Source organism: Variovorax paradoxus, assembly GCA_016806145.1.
In the GTDB taxonomy this organism is placed as follows: Bacteria; Pseudomonadota; Gammaproteobacteria; order Burkholderiales; family Burkholderiaceae_C; genus Variovorax.
The window spans coordinates 2,445,368-2,461,275 of sequence record CP063167.1 but is presented as its reverse complement, the minus strand read 5'-3'; the positions used below and the strand labels follow the sequence as shown (position 1 = coordinate 2,461,275).

The 15,908-nt window shown below is 69.2% G+C and carries 14 protein-coding genes; all 14 read left to right on the top strand.

Going from position 1 to position 15,908, the window contains the following annotated elements; genetic code table 11:
• The first annotated feature begins 51 nt into the window (after positions 1-51).
• The 14 genes from INQ48_42475 (at position 52) to INQ48_42410 (ending at position 15,903) form a co-directional block, all read left to right on the top strand.
• The gene (locus tag INQ48_42475) at positions 52-1,161 is read left to right on the top strand and encodes a transporter substrate-binding domain-containing protein (GenBank protein QRF62021.1); all 1,110 of its coding nucleotides are present in this window, start codon (positions 52-54) and stop codon (positions 1,159-1,161) included.
• A gap of 16 nt (positions 1,162-1,177) precedes the next feature.
• The gene (locus INQ48_42470; GenBank protein ID QRF62020.1) at positions 1,178-1,777 is read left to right on the top strand and encodes an ANTAR domain-containing protein; all 600 of its coding nucleotides are present in this window, start codon (positions 1,178-1,180) and stop codon (positions 1,775-1,777) included.
• Positions 1,778-2,038: 261 nt separating this feature from the next.
• Positions 2,039-3,283, top strand: a complete 1,245-nt coding sequence (locus tag INQ48_42465; protein ID QRF63203.1) for a transporter substrate-binding domain-containing protein — start codon at positions 2,039-2,041, stop codon at positions 3,281-3,283.
• A gap of 76 nt (positions 3,284-3,359) precedes the next feature.
• Complete coding sequence (gene urtB, locus INQ48_42460; protein ID QRF62019.1) at positions 3,360-4,253, top strand: urea ABC transporter permease subunit UrtB; 894 nt, start codon at positions 3,360-3,362, stop codon at positions 4,251-4,253.
• A gap of 5 nt (positions 4,254-4,258) precedes the next feature.
• The gene (gene urtC / locus INQ48_42455; protein ID QRF62018.1) at positions 4,259-5,374 is read left to right on the top strand and encodes an urea ABC transporter permease subunit UrtC; all 1,116 of its coding nucleotides are present in this window, start codon (positions 4,259-4,261) and stop codon (positions 5,372-5,374) included.
• Positions 5,371-6,129 carry an urea ABC transporter ATP-binding protein UrtD gene (gene urtD / locus INQ48_42450; protein ID QRF62017.1) on the top strand — a complete coding sequence of 253 codons (759 nt, stop codon included), beginning with the start codon at positions 5,371-5,373 and terminating at the stop codon, positions 6,127-6,129. The genes urtC and urtD overlap by 4 nt, the downstream gene beginning before the upstream one ends.
• Entirely contained in the window at positions 6,123-6,815 is a 693-nt protein-coding gene (locus INQ48_42445) for an ATP-binding cassette domain-containing protein (GenBank protein QRF62016.1), read from the top strand. The genes urtD and INQ48_42445 overlap by 7 nt, the downstream gene beginning before the upstream one ends.
• A gap of 55 nt (positions 6,816-6,870) precedes the next feature.
• Positions 6,871-8,412 carry an amidase gene (locus INQ48_42440; GenBank protein ID QRF62015.1) on the top strand — a complete coding sequence of 514 codons (1,542 nt, stop codon included), beginning with the start codon at positions 6,871-6,873 and terminating at the stop codon, positions 8,410-8,412.
• Positions 8,413-8,584: 172 nt separating this feature from the next.
• Complete coding sequence (phnA, locus tag INQ48_42435; GenBank protein ID QRF62014.1) at positions 8,585-9,823, top strand: phosphonoacetate hydrolase; 1,239 nt, start codon at positions 8,585-8,587, stop codon at positions 9,821-9,823.
• Between the two features lie 10 nt (positions 9,824-9,833).
• On the top strand, positions 9,834-10,931 hold the full coding sequence (locus INQ48_42430; GenBank protein QRF62013.1) for an iron-containing alcohol dehydrogenase: 1,098 nt from the start codon (positions 9,834-9,836) through the stop codon (positions 10,929-10,931).
• A complete protein-coding gene (gene phnY / locus INQ48_42425; GenBank protein QRF62012.1) occupies positions 10,928-12,373 on the top strand; it encodes a phosphonoacetaldehyde dehydrogenase in 1,446 nt (481 codons plus the stop codon). Before INQ48_42430 ends, phnY begins: the two co-directional genes overlap by 4 nt.
• Positions 12,374-12,482: 109 nt before the next feature.
• A complete protein-coding gene (locus INQ48_42420; protein ID QRF62011.1) occupies positions 12,483-14,048 on the top strand; it encodes a hypothetical protein in 1,566 nt (521 codons plus the stop codon).
• A 49-nt stretch (positions 14,049-14,097) separates the two neighbouring features.
• Positions 14,098-15,054, top strand: a complete 957-nt coding sequence (locus INQ48_42415; protein ID QRF62010.1) for an ABC transporter permease — start codon at positions 14,098-14,100, stop codon at positions 15,052-15,054.
• A gap of 3 nt (positions 15,055-15,057) precedes the next feature.
• The gene (locus INQ48_42410; protein ID QRF62009.1) at positions 15,058-15,903 is read left to right on the top strand and encodes an ABC transporter permease; all 846 of its coding nucleotides are present in this window, start codon (positions 15,058-15,060) and stop codon (positions 15,901-15,903) included.
• Positions 15,904-15,908 lie beyond the last annotated feature (5 nt).

Sequence of the window (15,908 nt, the reverse complement as noted above, 5' to 3'; positions counted from 1 at the left end):
GGGAGTCCAGACGTGACCGGATCCAAATCACAAACCCCCTGGCGGGTCGGGGTGCTTTTCTCATCGACGGGCGTGACCGCGGCCGTCGAGCGCACGCAGCAGGCCGCGACCCTGCTCGCGATCGAGGAGGTCAACGCGAGCGGCGGGGTGCTCGGGCGGCCGATCGAGCCGGTGGTGCTCGACCCGGCCTCGCGGCCGCCGCGCTACCGCGAGCTGGCCAAGCAGCTGTGCGACCAGGCGGGCGTGGCGGTGATCTTCGGCTGCTACATGTCGAGCACGCGCAAGGCGGTGCTGCCGGTGGTCGAGGCGCATCGCGCGCTGCTGTTCTATCCCACGCTCTACGAAGGCTTCGAGTATTCGCCGAACTGCGTCTACACGGGCGCGGCGCCGAACCAGAACTCGGTGCAGCTGGTGCGCTACCTCACGAGCCATTTCGGCAAGCGGCTGTTCCTGATCGGCTCGGACTACGTCTACCCCTACGAGTCCAACCGGATCATCGCGGACCTGTTCCGCCAGGCCGGCGGCGAGGTGCTCGACGAGATGTACGTGCCGCTGCGCGTGGCCGACATCGACATGCCCAAGGTGATCCGGCGCATCGAGGCCGCGCAGCCCGACGTCGTCTACTCGACCGTGGTCGGCGACGGCATCGCGCGCTTCTACGAGGCCTACGGCGAGGCGGGCTTCGACCAGCGGACGCATCCGATCGCGAGCCAGTCGACGCAGGAGGCCGAGATCGCGCAGATGTCGGCGCGCGCCGCCGCGGGCAGCATCACGGCGGCACCGTACTTCTCGACCCTGCAGACGCCGGCCAACCTCCGGTTCGTCGCGGCCTGGCGCAAGCGCTTCGGCAGCGGCCTGCCGATCACGGCCTGCGCGGAGTCGGCCTACTTCCAGGTGATGCTCTATGCACAGACGCTCGAGCGCGCGGGCAGCGACCGGCTCGAGGCGATGCTGCCGCACCTGCACGAGCACGAGTTCGACGCGCCGCAGGGCCGGGTGCGCATCGACCAGGAGAACCACCACACCTACCTCTGGCCGCGCGTGGCGCGCGTCGATGCGCAGGGCACGTTCCAGGTGGTGGACGATCCGGGCCTGCGCGTGAAGCCCGATCCCTACATGTACGAGAACCGGTTCGATCCGCTCGCTGGACGGCCGGCCTGAGGGAAGCGGAGGCGCCATGACCATTTCGCTGCTGCGCGAACTGCCCGAGCTCAAGATCGTCGTCGTCCATCCGCCGGACGAGGAGGGCGACGCCCTCGTCAGCCACCTGCGCCGCGTGGGCTGCATGGTCAGCATGGCCTGGCCCATGCCGGCCACCGTGCCGCCCAATGTCGACGTGCTGTTCCTGCTGGTGGAGGGCGAGTCGCGCCAGGCCACCGAGACCCTGCTCAAGTCGATGCCGCGGCCCGAGCCGACGGTGATCGCGATCGTCAACTACGAGGACCCGACCACCCTGCAGCTGGTGCTCGAGAGCGCGGCCTTCGCGGTGGTGCAGAAGCCGATCAAGCCCTTCGGCCTGCTCGCGCACCTGGTGACCGCGCGCAGCCTGTGGGCCGAGCGCCAGGCGATGCTCAAGGAGAACCGCAAGCTGCGCCGCAAGATCACGAGCGACCAGGCCATGAGCCGAGCGAAGACGATCCTCATGGCGTCCAAGGGCATCAGCGAGGGCGAGGCCTACCAGGCGATCCGCGCGCAGGCGATGGCCAAGCGCCTGTCGATGGAACAGATCGCGAGTTCGATCATCAACATGGAAACCCTGTTGCACCCGGCGCCCTAACTCGCTAGCATGACTGCATCGAGTCGGTCCTCCGGCTCGGTGGCTGCATCCCCTTGATTCGTCAGGCGCCGATGCAGCCGGCACCGGGAACCATGTGTGTTCTCCGGTCCACCTGGCAATGAAGCCCACGCCGCGGTCCCCACCGCGTTGTGGGTTTTTTTTCGCCTGCGCCCGACAGTGCTGTCGGCTGGTTCCACCCATCGAGCTCTTCAACCATTCGTCAGCGCATGGTCGCTGCGTCACGTCCTGAGGTCCATCATGTTGACAACCAACCGTCGCCACTTCCTCGTTTCCTCGGCTGCTTCCGCGGCTGCCCTCGCGTCGCCCGCGCTGATGCGCAGCGCTTACGCGGCCGACACCATCAAGGTCGGCGCGCTCTACTCGCAGACCGGCGGCCTCTCGATCGTCGAGAAGATGCTCGCCAACGGCGTGCGCATGGCCGTGGCCGAGATCAACGCCGCGGGCGGCGTGATGGGCCGCCAGGTCGAGGTGGTGCTCGAGGACGGCGCCTCCGACCCGAAGACCTTCAACGAGAAGGCCTCGAAGCTGATCACGCGCGACCGCATCGAGACCGTGTTCGGCTGCCACACCTCGGCCAGCCGCAAGGCGGTGCTGCCGGTGTTCGAGCGCCGCAACGCGATGCTGTTCTATCAAACCCACTACGAAGGCTTCGAGTGCTCGAAGAACGTGGTCTACAGCGGCGCGGTCGCCAACCAGCAGCTGGCCAACTACGTGCCGTGGATCGTCGAGAAGCTCGGCAAGAAGAAGTTCTTCATCGTCGGTTCCAACTACGTCTATCCGCGCGAGATGTCGAAGGTCAGCAAGAAGCTGATCGAGCAGTCGGGCGCCAAGTGGGTGGCCGACGAGTACCTCGAGCTCGGCCATTCGGAATGGGCCTCGGTGGTGCGCAAGATCAAGGAGTCGGGCGCCGACGTGGTGCTCTCGCACGTGGTGGGCGATTCGCTCGTGGCCTTCTACCGCGAGTACAAGAACCAGGGCATGTCGCAGGCCGCGGTGCCGATCTGCGCCACCGTGATCAGCGAGATCGAGATCGCTGCCATGGGCGGCGAGTACGCGGCCGGCAGCTACACCTCGGTGCCGTACTTCATGTCGATCGACACGCCGGCCAACAAGTCCTTCATCGAGCGCTACCGCAAGTTCGTCAACGACCCCAAGGCCGTGACCTACCACTCGCTCGAGGCCGCGTACTTCCAGGTCTTCCTCTGGAAGCAGGCGGTGGAGGCCGGCAAGGCCACCACGGCCGACGCCATCCGCGCCAACATCGGCGGCCAGAGCTACGACGCGCCCGGCGGCAAGGTGCGCATCGATCCCGAGAGCCTGCATGCCTGGGTCACGCCGCGCATCGGCCAGTGGCAGGCCGACGGCCAGAGCAAGGTGGTCGACGCGAGCCCGCAACCGGTGCGGCCGCTGCCTTACTTCGCCTACGGCGAGACCGACGCCAACCTGATCTGCAAGCGCAACGGCGCCGCGCCGGTGAAGGCCTGAAAAAGGCCTGAACAGCCGTCCGCGGGCGCGGCGGCATGTGCCGCGCCCGCAGTCACCCTCGAGAGAAAGACTTCCGATGTTGGACGTACTCCTGATCGGGCTCAGCATGGGCTCGATTCTTCTGCTGGCCGCGCTCGGCCTGGTCATCATCTACGGCGCGATGGGCGTGGTGAACATGGCGCACGGCGAGATGATCATGGTCGGTGCCTATGCCGCGGTGCTGGCGCAGATCTGGCTCGGGCTCGGGCTGTTCGCCGCGATCCCGATCGCCTTCGTGGTCGCGGCCGCGCTGGGCCTGCTGATCGAACGCTGCGTGGTGCGGCGCCTCTACGGCCGGCTCGGCGACACGCTGCTCGCCACCTGGGGCGTGGCGATCCTGGTGCAGCAGGCGGTGCGGCTCGAAGGCGGCCTGGCCTTCTTCGGCATCCACATCGAAGGGCTGGGGCCGGGGCTGCAGAACATGCCGATCCCCGCCGTGCTGCAGGGCGCGGTGATGGTCGGCGACACGCCGATCAATGCCTACCGCGCCTTCATCGTGGCCTGCACCGTGGTGCTGACCTTCGCGACCTGGCTGCTGCTCTACCGCACGCGCATCGGCATGCAGGTGCGCGCCATCATCCGCAACCCGCGCATGGCCGCGGCCTGCGGCATCGACGTGCAGCGCGTCAACGCCTGGACCTTCGCCTTCGGCGCCGGCCTGGCCGGCATCACCGGCGTGCTGGTGGCGGGCTTCAAGACCGTCTCGCCCGACATGGGCACGGCCCTGGTGGTCGACAGCTTCCTGGTGGTGGTGTCGGGCGGCGTCGGCAGCCTGCTCGGCGCGGTCGTCACCTCGATCGGCCTCGGCGAGGTCACGGGCGTGGTGGCGGCGGTCAGCAACGACATCCTCGCGCGCGCGGTGGTGTTCGGCCTGGTGATCCTGCTGATCGTGGTGCGACCGCAGGGCCTCATCTCGTTCAAGGGGCGGTGAACGGCATGGGCACTCCTCTGGACCGGCGCGCGACCTTCGCCGCCTACGCACTGTTCCTGGCCCTGGTCGCGCTGGCACCGCTGGTGCTCGACGGCTTCTGGCTCAACCGGCTCGCCAAGTACCTGGTGTTCGGCATGCTCGGCATCGCCGTCGCCATGAGCTGGGGCTATGCCGGCATCCTCAACCTCGGGCAGGGGCTGTTCTTCGGCCTCGGCGCCTACATGCTGGCCATGTCGCTGAAGATGGCCAGCCCCACCAGCCTGCAGCATGGCGGTGCCAACCCGGTGCCGGACTTCATGCTGTCGAACGCGCAGCCCGGCGCCACCGTCGACCTGTGCTGCATCAACCCGGGCGCCTTCCTGTGGCAGCCGTTCCAGTCGCAGGGGTTCGGCCTCGCCATGGGCCTGCTGCTGCCGGCGCTGGTGGCCTTCGTGCTCGGCGCGCTGCTGTTCCGCAAGCGCATCGCGGGCGTGTTCGTGTCGATCGTCACGCTCGCCCTGGTGCTGCTGGTGCGCCTGCTGCTGGTCGACGCGCAGCCGATCACCAACGGCTTCAACGGGCTGTCGGACCTGGCCTGGCTGCGCATCGCGGGGCACGAGCTCGATCCCTACGGCGTGTCGACCTACTACCTGGTCGCGGGCGTGCTCGCCGTGGTGCTGGTCGGTGCGCGCGCACTGCTCGCCACCCGCGCCGGCGTGATCCTGCGCGCCACCTCGGGCGATCCGCAGCGCGCACGCTACCTGGGCTTCGACGTGGCGCACTACCAGACCTTCTTCTTCGCGCTGTCGGCGGCCATCGCCGCGGTGGCCGGGATGCTCTACGTGGTGGTGGCCGAGTTCGCCTCGCCCACCTTCATGGACCTGAGCTTCTCGATCACCATGGTGGTGTGGGCCGCGGTGGGCGGGCGCGCCTCGCTGCTGGGCGCCTGCATCGGCGCGATCCTGATCAACATGCTCGAGGCCACGGCGAGCGAGACCCAGTCGCTGGTCGAGGCCTGGCGCGTGATCGTGGGGCTGACCTTCGTGCTGGTGGTGCTGTACCTGCCCAAGGGCATGGCGGGCTGGGCGCACGAGCTGCTCGAGCGCATCGGCCAGCGCCGTGCTGGCGGAGGTGCGCCATGAGCGACATCGCACTCGAACTGCATGCGCTGGGCGTGAGCTTCGGCGGCTTCAAGGCGGTGGACGGCGTGTCGCTGCGCGTGGCCGAGGGCGAGCTGCGCGTGCTGCTGGGCGCCAACGGCGCCGGCAAGACCACGCTGATGGACCTGGTCTCGGGCAAGACGCGCAGCACCGAGGGCCGGGTCGAGTTGCACGGCCGCGACCTCACGAACTGGCCTGAGTACCGGATCGCGCGCGCGGGCATCGGCCGCAAGTTCCAGATCCCGAGCGTGTTCCGCGAGCTCACGGTGCGCCACAACCTGTGCGTGGCCGCGAGCCGCGAGCCCTCGATCCTGCGCAACCTGCGCTGGGGTTTCGGGCGCGAGACCGACCGCCGCGTCGACGAGATCCTGGCGCTGGCCGGCCTCGAGGAGGTGCAGCAGCAGCAGGCCGGCGACCTGAGCCATGGCCAGACGCAGTGGCTGGAGCTGGGCCTTCTGATCGCGCAGCAGCCGAAGGTGATCCTGCTCGACGAACCCACGGCCGGCATGACGGCCGGCGAGACGCGCAAGACCGCGCAGATCCTCAAGAGCCTGCGCGGGCGCCACACCATCCTGGTGGTGGAGCACGACATGGCCTTCGTGCGCGACATCGCCGAGCGCATCACCGTGCTGCACCTGGGCCGCGTGCTGGCCGAGGGCAGCGTCGCCGAGATCGAACGCGATGCGCGCGTCCGGCAGGCCTACCTCGGATCCCACGGAATCGCATCAACATGCTGACACTCGCCAACGTCGACAGCTACTACGGCCGCAGCCACGCGCTGCAGGACGTGAGCCTCTCCATCCCGAAGGGGAAGATCACCGCCATCCTCGGGCGCAACGGCATGGGCAAGACCACGCTGCTGCGCACCCTGATGGGCAGCATGGTGCGCGCCACGGGCCGCATCGAACTCGACGGCCTGCGCATCGACGGGCTGCCCACGCACCTGCGCGCGCGCGGCGGCATCGCCTACGTGCCGCAGGGGCGCGAGATCATCCCGGACTTCAGCGTGCGCCAGAACATCCTGATGGGCGCCTTCTCGGGCCGCGGGCCGCGCGCGATCCCGCCGCTGGCGCTCGAGCTGTTCCCGTACCTGGCGGCCAACCTCGACCGCCCGGGCGGCGTGCTGTCGGGCGGCCAGCAGCAGCAGCTCGCACTCGCGCGCGCACTCGCGGCGCAACCGAGCGTGATGCTGCTCGACGAACCCAACGAGGGCATCCAGCCCTCGGTGGTGCAGGAGATCGAGGCCGCGATCGCGCGCATGAACCGCGAGCTCGGGCTGACGATGGTGCTGGTCGAGCAGAACATCGACTTCGTGCGCCGCGTGGCCAGCGGCTTCGCCATGTTCGAGAAGGGAACCATCGTCGAGAGCGGTCCCATCGAGCAGCTGAGCGACGAGATCATCGATCGCCACATGACCTTCTGACTTCCCCTTTTTGTCTCCCTCTTCATCCACCGCATTCACGAGGAGTTTCTTCGCCATGAGCCAGACCCCCCCCACCATCGACCTCGCCACGCTGACCGTCGACACCGTGCAGGAAGGCTTTCGCAACGGCAGTTTCACGGCCGAGTCGCTCGCCCGCGCCTGCCTCGCGCAGATCGAGACCTGGAACGGGCGCTACAACGCCATCATCTTCCTCAACGACGAGGCCATCGACGATGCACGCGCCATCGACCGCCGGCGCGCGGCCGGCGAGGCGCTCGGCCCGCTCGCGGGCGTGCCCGTGGTCGTCAAGGACCCGATGGACATGGTCGGCTTCCCGACCACGGCCGGCTGGTCGCTGCTGCACGGCAAGAGCGGCGGCGTCGACCTGATGCCCGCCACCGACGCGCCCGTGGTGGCGCGCATGCGCGCGGCCGGCGCCGTCATCCTCGGCAAGACCAACGTGCCGGTGCTGAGCCACACCGGCACGCATGCCGACGACAGCTGGGCCGGCCCCACGCTCAACGTGGTGCTGCCCGATCGCGTGCCCGGCGGCAGCAGCGCGGGCACGGCCACCGCGGTCGGCGCCAGCATGGCCGTGCTGGGCCTGGCCGAGGAGACCGGCGGCTCGATCCAGAACCCGGCCTCGGCGCAGGACCTGGTCGGCATCAAGCCCACCATTGGCCTGGTGCCCAATGCCGGCGTGATGCCGCTGTCGGGCAACCGCGACGTGGTGGGCCCGATCGCGCGCACCGTGAAGGACGCGGCGCTGTGCCTCGACGTGCTCGCGGGCTATTCGCCGGAAGATCCGAAGACCTTGGCCGGCGTCGGCAAGAAGCCGGTGGGCGGCTATACCGCGCAGTTCGGCAGCCGCAGCCTCGCGGGTGCGCGCATCGGCCTGTACGGCCCGGGCTGGCGCACCCAGCCGCTGTCGGCCGAGGCGGGCGAGCTCTATGCGCGTGCCGCGAAGGAGCTCGTGCAGCGCGGCGCGGTGCTGGTCGACGATCCCTTCGCCGGCACCGGCTTCGCGCAGCTGCGCCAGCCCACGCTGCCGCTCACGAACTTCGATGCGCGCGGCATGGAGTCGGTGCCCTACGACCTGCAGAAATACCTCGAGCGGCTGGGCCCCGACGCGGCGCTCAAGTCCTTCGCCGATTTCGCGAAGGCGACCGAGAAGGAGTCCGCCTTCGCGCCCGGCGGCGTGCTGAGCTACCTGCACAACCTGCCGCAGTTCGCGGCCGCGCTGAAGTCGCCGACCACGCCGCCCGACCTGTCGGACTTCATCGCGCTCAAGGAGGCCTACTTGCGCATCGTCGATGCGGTGTTCGCGCGCGAGAAGCTCGACGCGCTGGTGTTCCCGCAGATGCGCGAGGAGCTGCCGGTCACGCGCGGCGGCACGATCCAGGAGACCACGGTGGGCGAGCTCAACATCGCGGGCCTGCCGGCCGTGACGGTGCCCGCGGGCTACTACGCCTCGGGCGCGCCGTTCGGGCTGCTGTTCGTCGGGCCGCTGTGGAGCGAGGCAACCCTGCTCGCGCTGGCGCACGACTACGAGACGGCGACGCGGCATCGCAAGGCGCCGCGGCTCGCGGTCGACTGAGGGCAGCGTACGGAGCGGCGCCTCCGTACTTTCCCGGGCCATGTATAGCTCTGCTCAATACATTGCCCGAAAAACTTGAATTGGACGAATAGAAGCTTCGAGCGGACAGTGCACCCAACGAGAGACGACAAGGTCTCCGAGACAACGCACTGACTTCCAAAGGAGCTTCCCGATGACATTTCAAGCCGAGACCGTCCTGGCCAATGGACGGCATTACGCGAAGCCGCGCGCGCCGGTGGTCGTGGTGTGCGTCGATGGCTGCGAGCCCGACTACATCACGCAGGCGATCCAGGCCGGTGCGGCGCCGTTCCTGCAGCGCATGCTCAAGCAGGGCAGCTCGCTGATCGGCGACTGCGTGGTCCCGAGCTTCACGAACCCGAACAACGTGTCGATCGTGACCGGCGTGCCGCCCTCGGTGCACGGCATCTGCGGCAACTTCTTCTACGACGTCGCGGCGGACAAGGAGGTCATGATGAACGACCCCGAGTACCTGCGCGCGCCCACGCTGCTGTCGGCCTTCTCCGATGCCGGCGCGCTGGTGGCGGCCGTGACCGCCAAGGACAAGCTGCGCACCATGCTCGGCCACGGCCTGCGCGGCATCTGCTTCTCGGCCGAGAAGGCCGACAAGGCGACCGTCGCCGAATGCGGCATCGACCGCGTGCTCGAGCTGGTCGGCAAGCCCGTGCCCTCGGTCTACAGCGCCGACCTCAGCGAGTTCGTCTTCGCCGCCGGCGTGCGCCTGCTCGAGACGCGCAAGCCCGACCTGATGTATCTTTCGACCACCGACTACGTGCAGCACAAGTGCGCGCCCGGCACGCCCGAGGCCAATGCCTTCTACGCGATGATGGACGGCTACCTCGCGCGGCTCGACGCACTGGGCGCGGTGATCGGCCTCACGGCCGACCACGGCATGAGCCCCAAGACCGACGCCGCCGGCCATCCGCGCGTGCTCTACCTGCAGCAGGAACTCGATGCGCGGCTCGGCGAGGCCAGCACGCGCGTGATCCTGCCGATCACCGATCCCTACGTGGTGCACCACGGCGCGCTCGGCTCGTTCGCGACGGTGTACGTGAACCGCGCGCCGCTGGAGCAGGTGCACGAGGCGCTGGCCGGCCTGCCAGGTGTCGAGCAGGTGCTCACGCGCGACCAGGCGGTGCGGCAGTTCGAGCTCGCGGGCGACCGCATCGGCGACCTGGTCGTGGTCGGCGACCACCTGACGGTGCTGGGCACCAGCGCGGCGCGGCACGACCTCAGCGGCCTCACGGTGCCGCTGCGCTCGCACGGCGGTATCTCGGAGCAGAAGGTGCCGCTGCTGTTCAACCGCGCACTGCAGGGCGTCGATCCGCGCCGCCGGCTGCGCAACTTCGACGTCTTCGACCTGGCCCTGAACCACGCGGGCGCCGCCCACTGAAGAGGCCCAGATGTCCCAGGAATTCTTCAATCCCGTGCGCAGCGTGTACGGGGCAGGGGCCCTGTCGTCCCTGCCGAAGCTGCTGGCCGGCCGCAAGGCCGTGGTCGTGACCTTTCCGGAGGCGCGCCGCTTCGGGCTCGTCGACCGGCTGCAGGCCCTGCTCGGCGACGGCCTGGCCGGCGTGATCGACGCCGTGCTGCCGAACCCCGACGTGGCCGAACTGCGGGCGCTCTACGAGGCGTTCTGGAGTGAGGCGCAGCAGGCCGAGGTGCTGGTCGCGGTCGGCGGCGGCAGCGCGATCGACACCGCCAAGGCGCTGATGGTCGGCACACAGAGCGGCCGCTTCGACGACCTGGTGGCGGCCCTGGCCGCGGGCGGGCCCTTCGTTCCGGCGCGCGTGAAGACGCTGATCGCGGTGCCGACGACCGCGGGCACCGGCAGCGAGGTCACGCCCTGGGCCACGATCTGGGACCGCGAGGCGCAGCGCAAGCATTCGCTGCACCTTGCCGAGACCTGGCCCAGCATCGCGATCGTCGACCCTGAGCTGATGCTCTCGCTGCCGGCCTCGGTGACGCTGCAAAGCGGGCTCGACGCGCTGTCGCATGCGCTCGAGGCGATCTGGAACGTGAATGCGAACGCGCTGTCCGACACCTTCGCGGTCGCGGCGGTGCAGCAGATCTTCGAGACCCTGCCGCTCCTGATGGAGAAGCTCGACGACCTCGAGCTGCGCGCCCGCATGGCGCTGGCCGCGCTGCAGGCCGGCATGGCGTTCTCGAACACCCGCACCGCGCTCGCGCATTCCATCTCCTACGAGATGACCCTGCGCTACGGCCTGCCGCACGGCATCGCCTGCTCGTTCCCGCTGCCGATGGTGCTGCGGCGCGCGATCGGGCAGGACGCCGGCCGCGACGCGGTGCTCGAGCGCGCGCTCGGCCCGCTGGACCGCGCACCGCAACGGCTCTCGGACTTCATCGAGCGCCTGGGCGTCAAGACGCATTTCTCGGACTACGGCGTGTCGAGCGAGCAGGCCGACCGCATGGTCGCGCATGCGCTGACCGGCGCGCGCGGCAAGAACTTCATCGGCACCCCACAGAAGGAGGCGGCATGAACGCCATTCTCGACAGACAGGACATCCGCGCCGAAGCGCTGCGCATCGGCGGCGAGAAGGTCCACACGCCGCGCACGATCGCCGTGCGCAACCCCTACACCGGCGAGACGGTGGGCACCGTCGCCATGGCCACGCTGGAGGACGTGCGGCGTGCCTACGAGATCGCGCACGCCTACGTGCCGCGCCTGTCGCGCTACGAGCGCTCCGCGATCCTCAACCGTGCCGCGCTGCTGCTGCGCGCGCGCACCGACGAGGCCTCCACGCTGATCACCAGCGAGTCGGGCCTGTCGAAGAAGGACAGCATCTACGAGATCGGCCGCGTGGCCGACGTGCTGAACTTCGGCGCCAACGAGGCGCTGCGCGACGACGGCCAGGTGTTCTCGTGCGACCTCACGCCGCACGGCAAGCAGCGCAAGGTGATCACCACGCGCGAGCCGCTCCTGGGCGTGATCACCGCCATCACGCCCTTCAACCACCCGATGAACCAGGTGGCGCACAAGGTGGTGCCCTCGGTCGCGACCAACAACCGCATGGTGCTCAAGCCCTCGGAGAAGGTGCCGCTGTCGGCGCTGTACTTCGCGGACCTGCTGTACGAGGCCGGCCTGCCGCCCGAGATGCTGCAGGTGATCACGGGCGACCCGCGCGAGATCGCCGACGAGCTGCTGACCCACCGCCACGTGGAGCTCATCACCTTCACCGGCGGCGTCGAGATCGGCAAATACATCGCGAACAAGGCCGGCTACCGGCGCATCGTGCTCGAGCTCGGCGGCAACGATCCGCTGATCGTGATGGACGACGCCGACCTCGACCGCGCCAGCGACCTCGCCGTGCAGGGCTCCTACAAGAATTCGGGCCAGCGCTGCACCGCCGTCAAGCGCATGCTGGTGCACGAGAAGGTGGCCGCCGAATTCACCGAGCGCGTGGTGGCCAAGACCCGTGCCTGGAAGTTCGGTGATCCGATGGACGCGGGCAACGACATGGGCACGGTGATCGACGAGGCCGCGGCCCGCCGCTTCCAGGCGGTGGTGGACGAGGCGGTCGCGCAGGGCGCGCGGCTGCTGGCCGGCAACGAGCGCGAGGGCGCGCTGTACGCGCCGACGGTGCTCGACCGGGTGCGACCCGAGATGACCGTGGTGCGCGAGGAGACCTTCGGCCCGGTGTCGCCGATCCTGCGCTTCGCCAACATCGACGAGGCCATCGCGATGTCGAACGGCACCGCCTTCGGCCTCTCGTCGGGCATCTGCACCAACCGCATGGACGACGTGATGCGCTTCGCCAAGGAACTCAAGGTCGGCACCGTCAACCTCTGGGAGGTGCCGGGCTACCGGATCGAGCTCACGCCCTTCGGCGGCATCAAGGACTCGGGCCTTGGCTACAAGGAAGGGGTGCAGGAGGCGATCAAGTCGTTCACCAACTGCAAGACGCTCTCGCTGCCATGGTGAGCCCACCGACAATGGATTGAACGGCGCGCCGCCTCGCATCGACATGCGATGCGAGGCAGCGCGAACCGAAGAGCGCCGACCAGGCGCCCGATGACTGCCAGGAGACACGATGAGACCCAACGACAACTGCCCGATCGACGCCATGCGCCGCCGATTGCTGACGGGCGCCGGCGCCGGCGCCGCGCTTTCGCTCGGCGAGCTGCTCTTTCCGCGGGCGGCCCAGGCCGCCCCCAAGCGCGGCGGCACCTTCGTCTACACCAACACCTACCCGAACAACCGGATGGGCGATGCGCGCACCGGCCGTCATCCCCAGCACTGGCTCGACCTCAACAACCGCAGCGCCTACAACGCGCTGACCTGGGTCGACGAGAACCTCGAGGTGCAACCCGAGCTCGCCACGGCCTGGGAGCCGAGCGCCGACCTCAAGGTCTGGGACATCACGCTGCGCGAGGGCGTGCTGTTCCACGACGGCCGCGAGATGATGGCCGACGACGTGGTGTCGTCCTACCGCTTCCACCAGACCGCGACCGGCTACGCCAAGCAGATCGTCAAGGTCGAGAAGGTCGGCAGGAAGGTGCGCATGACGCTGGACGCGCCGAACAGCGAGTTCCCCTACGTGCTCGCCGAATACCACCTGATGATCATGCCGGCGGCCGAGAAGGACGCGATCGGCCTCTCGGGCATCGGCACCGGGCCGTTCCGGATCGCGAGCCTCGATCCCAAGCGCCGCATCATCCTCGAGCGCAACGAGAAGTACTGGCGCGCCGGCTTCCCCTATCTCGACCGCCTCGAGGTCGTGAGCTCGCCCGGCCGAATGGAAGGCGCGCTGAACGGATTCCGCGGCGGCCTGTTCGATGCCGTGATCGGCGTCGACCCCGGCCTGCTGCCCGACCTCGAGCGCACGCCCGACCTCAAGTACAGCCTGTCGAGCAGCGGCGACCAGGCGCTGATGGTGATCCCCAAGGTGGCGGGATCGCCGCTCGACGACAAGCGCGTGCGGCAGGCCCTGGCGCTGGCGGCCGACCGCGAGAAGATCATCCGCATCGTCTACGGCAAGAAGGCCGGCTGGGTCGGCAACGACTCGCACCTGACGCCGGCCAATGCCGCCTTCCAGCCGCTGCAGCGCATGCACGACGTGGCACGCGCACGCGCACTGCTGGCCGAGGCCGGCCACCCCAACGGCGTGAAGCTGCCGACCTTCTACTTCGCACCCACCTGGCCCGAGGTGCCGCGCGTGTTCCAGGTGCTGGCCGAATCGGTCAAGGAGGCCGGCATCGTGCTGCCGATCGAGCAGCGGCCGAGCGACGGCTATCGCCAGTGGCGCGTCGAGGATGCCGAGAAGACGCGCAAGCACCGCTTCGCCTACACGCCGGCCGGCCCGCGCAATCCCGGCGTGAGCCTGTACCGGCTGCGGCCCGACAACAACGAGAGCGGCTACTGGCGTGGCGCGGGCTGCGACGAGTACATGGCGCTCTACCAGAAGTCGCTGGCCGAGCCCTCCGCCGAGAAGCGGCGCGCGAACTACGTGCGCATGCAGGAGATCCTGCGCGACGAGGTGCCGACCCTGTCCGCGGGCGGACGGCGCAACTTGCTGATCCACAAGCCCAACGTGCACGACCTGCGCAACCACTCGCAATTCTGGTCGATGCGCTTCGACGAGGTCTGGAAATCGTGAGCCGGCCCCGCATCCCCTTCACCGACCCGCGCGCGAACGGCGACCCATCATGCTCATGACCTTCCTGCGGCGTGTGGGCCTCTATGCGCTGACCCTGCTGCTGGCCTCGATGCTGGTGTTCGTCGCGACCGAGGTGCTGCCCGGCGACGCGCTCGAAGTCAGCCTCACGGCCGACGAGATCGCGATGATGAATCCCGAGGACCTGGCGCGAAAGCGCCACGACCTCGGCCTCGACCGGCCGGCGCCGGTGCGCTATTTCGAGTGGCTCACGGGCGCCATGCGCGGTGACTTCGGCAAGACCATCCTCGGCGGCACGCCGGTGGTCGAGATCATCCGCGAGCCGGTGAAGAACTCGCTGCTGCTCGCGGCCGTGACGGCACTCGTGGCCATTCCGGTGTCGCTGCTGCTGGGCATCGTCGCGGCCTTCTGGCGCGGCCGGCTGCCCGACACGCTGGCCTCGATGGGCGCGGTGATCGGCTACTCGATCCCCGAGTTCGCCTCGGGCAACCTGCTGGTGCTGGTGTTCGCGATCTGGATCCCGGTCTTCCCGGCCGTGATCCTGGCCTTCGCCGACGCGCCGCCGTCCGCGCTGCTGGCCGTGTCGGTGCTGCCGGTCGCGACCATCGTGTTCGGCTCCATCGCCCACCTGGTGCAGCTGATCCGCACCGGGCTGATCGAGTCGCTGGCCAGCGACTACGTCGAGCGCGCCCGCTTCACCGGCCTGGGCGAGCTGCGGCTGATCCTGCGCCATGCGTTGCCGGCCTCGGTGATCCCGGCGCTCAACTCGGCCGCGCTCTACGTGGCCGGCCTGCTCAGCGGCATCGTGGTGGTCGAGAAGGTGTTCGGCTACCCCGGGCTCGGAATGATCCTGCTGCAGGCCGTCGACAAGCGCGAGGTGCCGATCGTGCAGGCCATCAGCCTGCTGGCGGCCCTGGCCGTCGTCTCGATGAACCTGCTGGCCGACCTCGCGGTGGCCGCCCTCGACCCCCGCGCCAGGAGCCGCTGAATCATGATGTTCAAGATCAACCACCACGCGCTGCTGCGGCCCGTGGCCCTGTTCGGCATCGGCATCGTCGTGCTGCACCTGGCCATCGCGCTGGCCGCGCCCTGGATCGCGCCCTACGACCCGATGTCGCTCAACGGCGGCCGCGCCGAGCCGCCGAGCGCCGAGTTCTGGCTCGGCACCGACGTGCTGGGCCGCGACTACCTGTCGCGCCTGCTGTGGGGCGGACGCACGGCGCTGCTGGCCGCCTTCACGGGCGTGGTCGTCGCGGTCAGTGTCGGCAGCATTCTCGGCGTGACGGCCGCCTACCTCGGCGGGCTGTTCGACGACGTGATGATGCGCATCGTCGACCTCAAGCTGGCGCTGCCGGGCATCCTGTTCGTCGCGCTGTTCGCGGTCGGCTTCGGCGAATCGCTGCCGGTGCTGATCGTGCTCATCGGGATGGTGTATTTCCCGGGCGTGATCCGCATCGTGCGGGCCCAGGCGCTGACGCAGGTGCAACTCGGTTACGTGAAGGCCGCGCAGCTGCGCGGCGAGGGCACGGTGTCGATCATCCTGCGCGAGCTGCTGCCCAACACGCTCGACGTGGTCTACGTCGAGTTCGCGATCCGCATGTCGCACGCGATCCTGCTCTTGAGCTCGCTGTCCTTCCTGGGCATGGGCATCTCGCCGCCCACGCCCGACTGGGGGCTGATGGTCGCCGAGGGCGTGAGCCAGCTCGCGTTCGCACCCTGGCTGGTGCTGGCGCCGGCGGTCTTCATCTCCACGCTGGTGGTGGGACTCAACTTCGGCGCCGAGGCGCTGGCACGGGCCCTGGGACTGGACGCCACGCGCGGCCAGGACGCGGCATGAAGGAA

Excerpts from the sequence above, each read along its gene's own strand:
- INQ48_42470 (QRF62020.1), top strand. The coding sequence starts at position 1,178 with ATGACCATTTCGCTGCTGCGCGAACTGCCCGAGCTCAAGATCGTCGTC.
- urtB (QRF62019.1), top strand. The coding sequence starts at position 3,360 with ATGTTGGACGTACTCCTGATCGGGCTCAGCATGGGCTCGATTCTTCTG.
- urtC (QRF62018.1), top strand. The coding sequence starts at position 4,259 with ATGGGCACTCCTCTGGACCGGCGCGCGACCTTCGCCGCCTACGCACTG.
- urtD (QRF62017.1), top strand. The coding sequence starts at position 5,371 with ATGAGCGACATCGCACTCGAACTGCATGCGCTGGGCGTGAGCTTCGGC.
- INQ48_42445 (QRF62016.1), top strand. The coding sequence starts at position 6,123 with ATGCTGACACTCGCCAACGTCGACAGCTACTACGGCCGCAGCCACGCG.
- INQ48_42440 (QRF62015.1), top strand. The coding sequence starts at position 6,871 with ATGAGCCAGACCCCCCCCACCATCGACCTCGCCACGCTGACCGTCGAC.
- phnA (QRF62014.1), top strand. The coding sequence starts at position 8,585 with ATGACATTTCAAGCCGAGACCGTCCTGGCCAATGGACGGCATTACGCG.
- INQ48_42430 (QRF62013.1), top strand. The coding sequence starts at position 9,834 with ATGTCCCAGGAATTCTTCAATCCCGTGCGCAGCGTGTACGGGGCAGGG.
- phnY (QRF62012.1), top strand. The coding sequence starts at position 10,928 with ATGAACGCCATTCTCGACAGACAGGACATCCGCGCCGAAGCGCTGCGC.
- INQ48_42420 (QRF62011.1), top strand. The coding sequence starts at position 12,483 with ATGAGACCCAACGACAACTGCCCGATCGACGCCATGCGCCGCCGATTG.
- INQ48_42415 (QRF62010.1), top strand. The coding sequence starts at position 14,098 with ATGCTCATGACCTTCCTGCGGCGTGTGGGCCTCTATGCGCTGACCCTG.
- INQ48_42410 (QRF62009.1), top strand. The coding sequence starts at position 15,058 with ATGATGTTCAAGATCAACCACCACGCGCTGCTGCGGCCCGTGGCCCTG.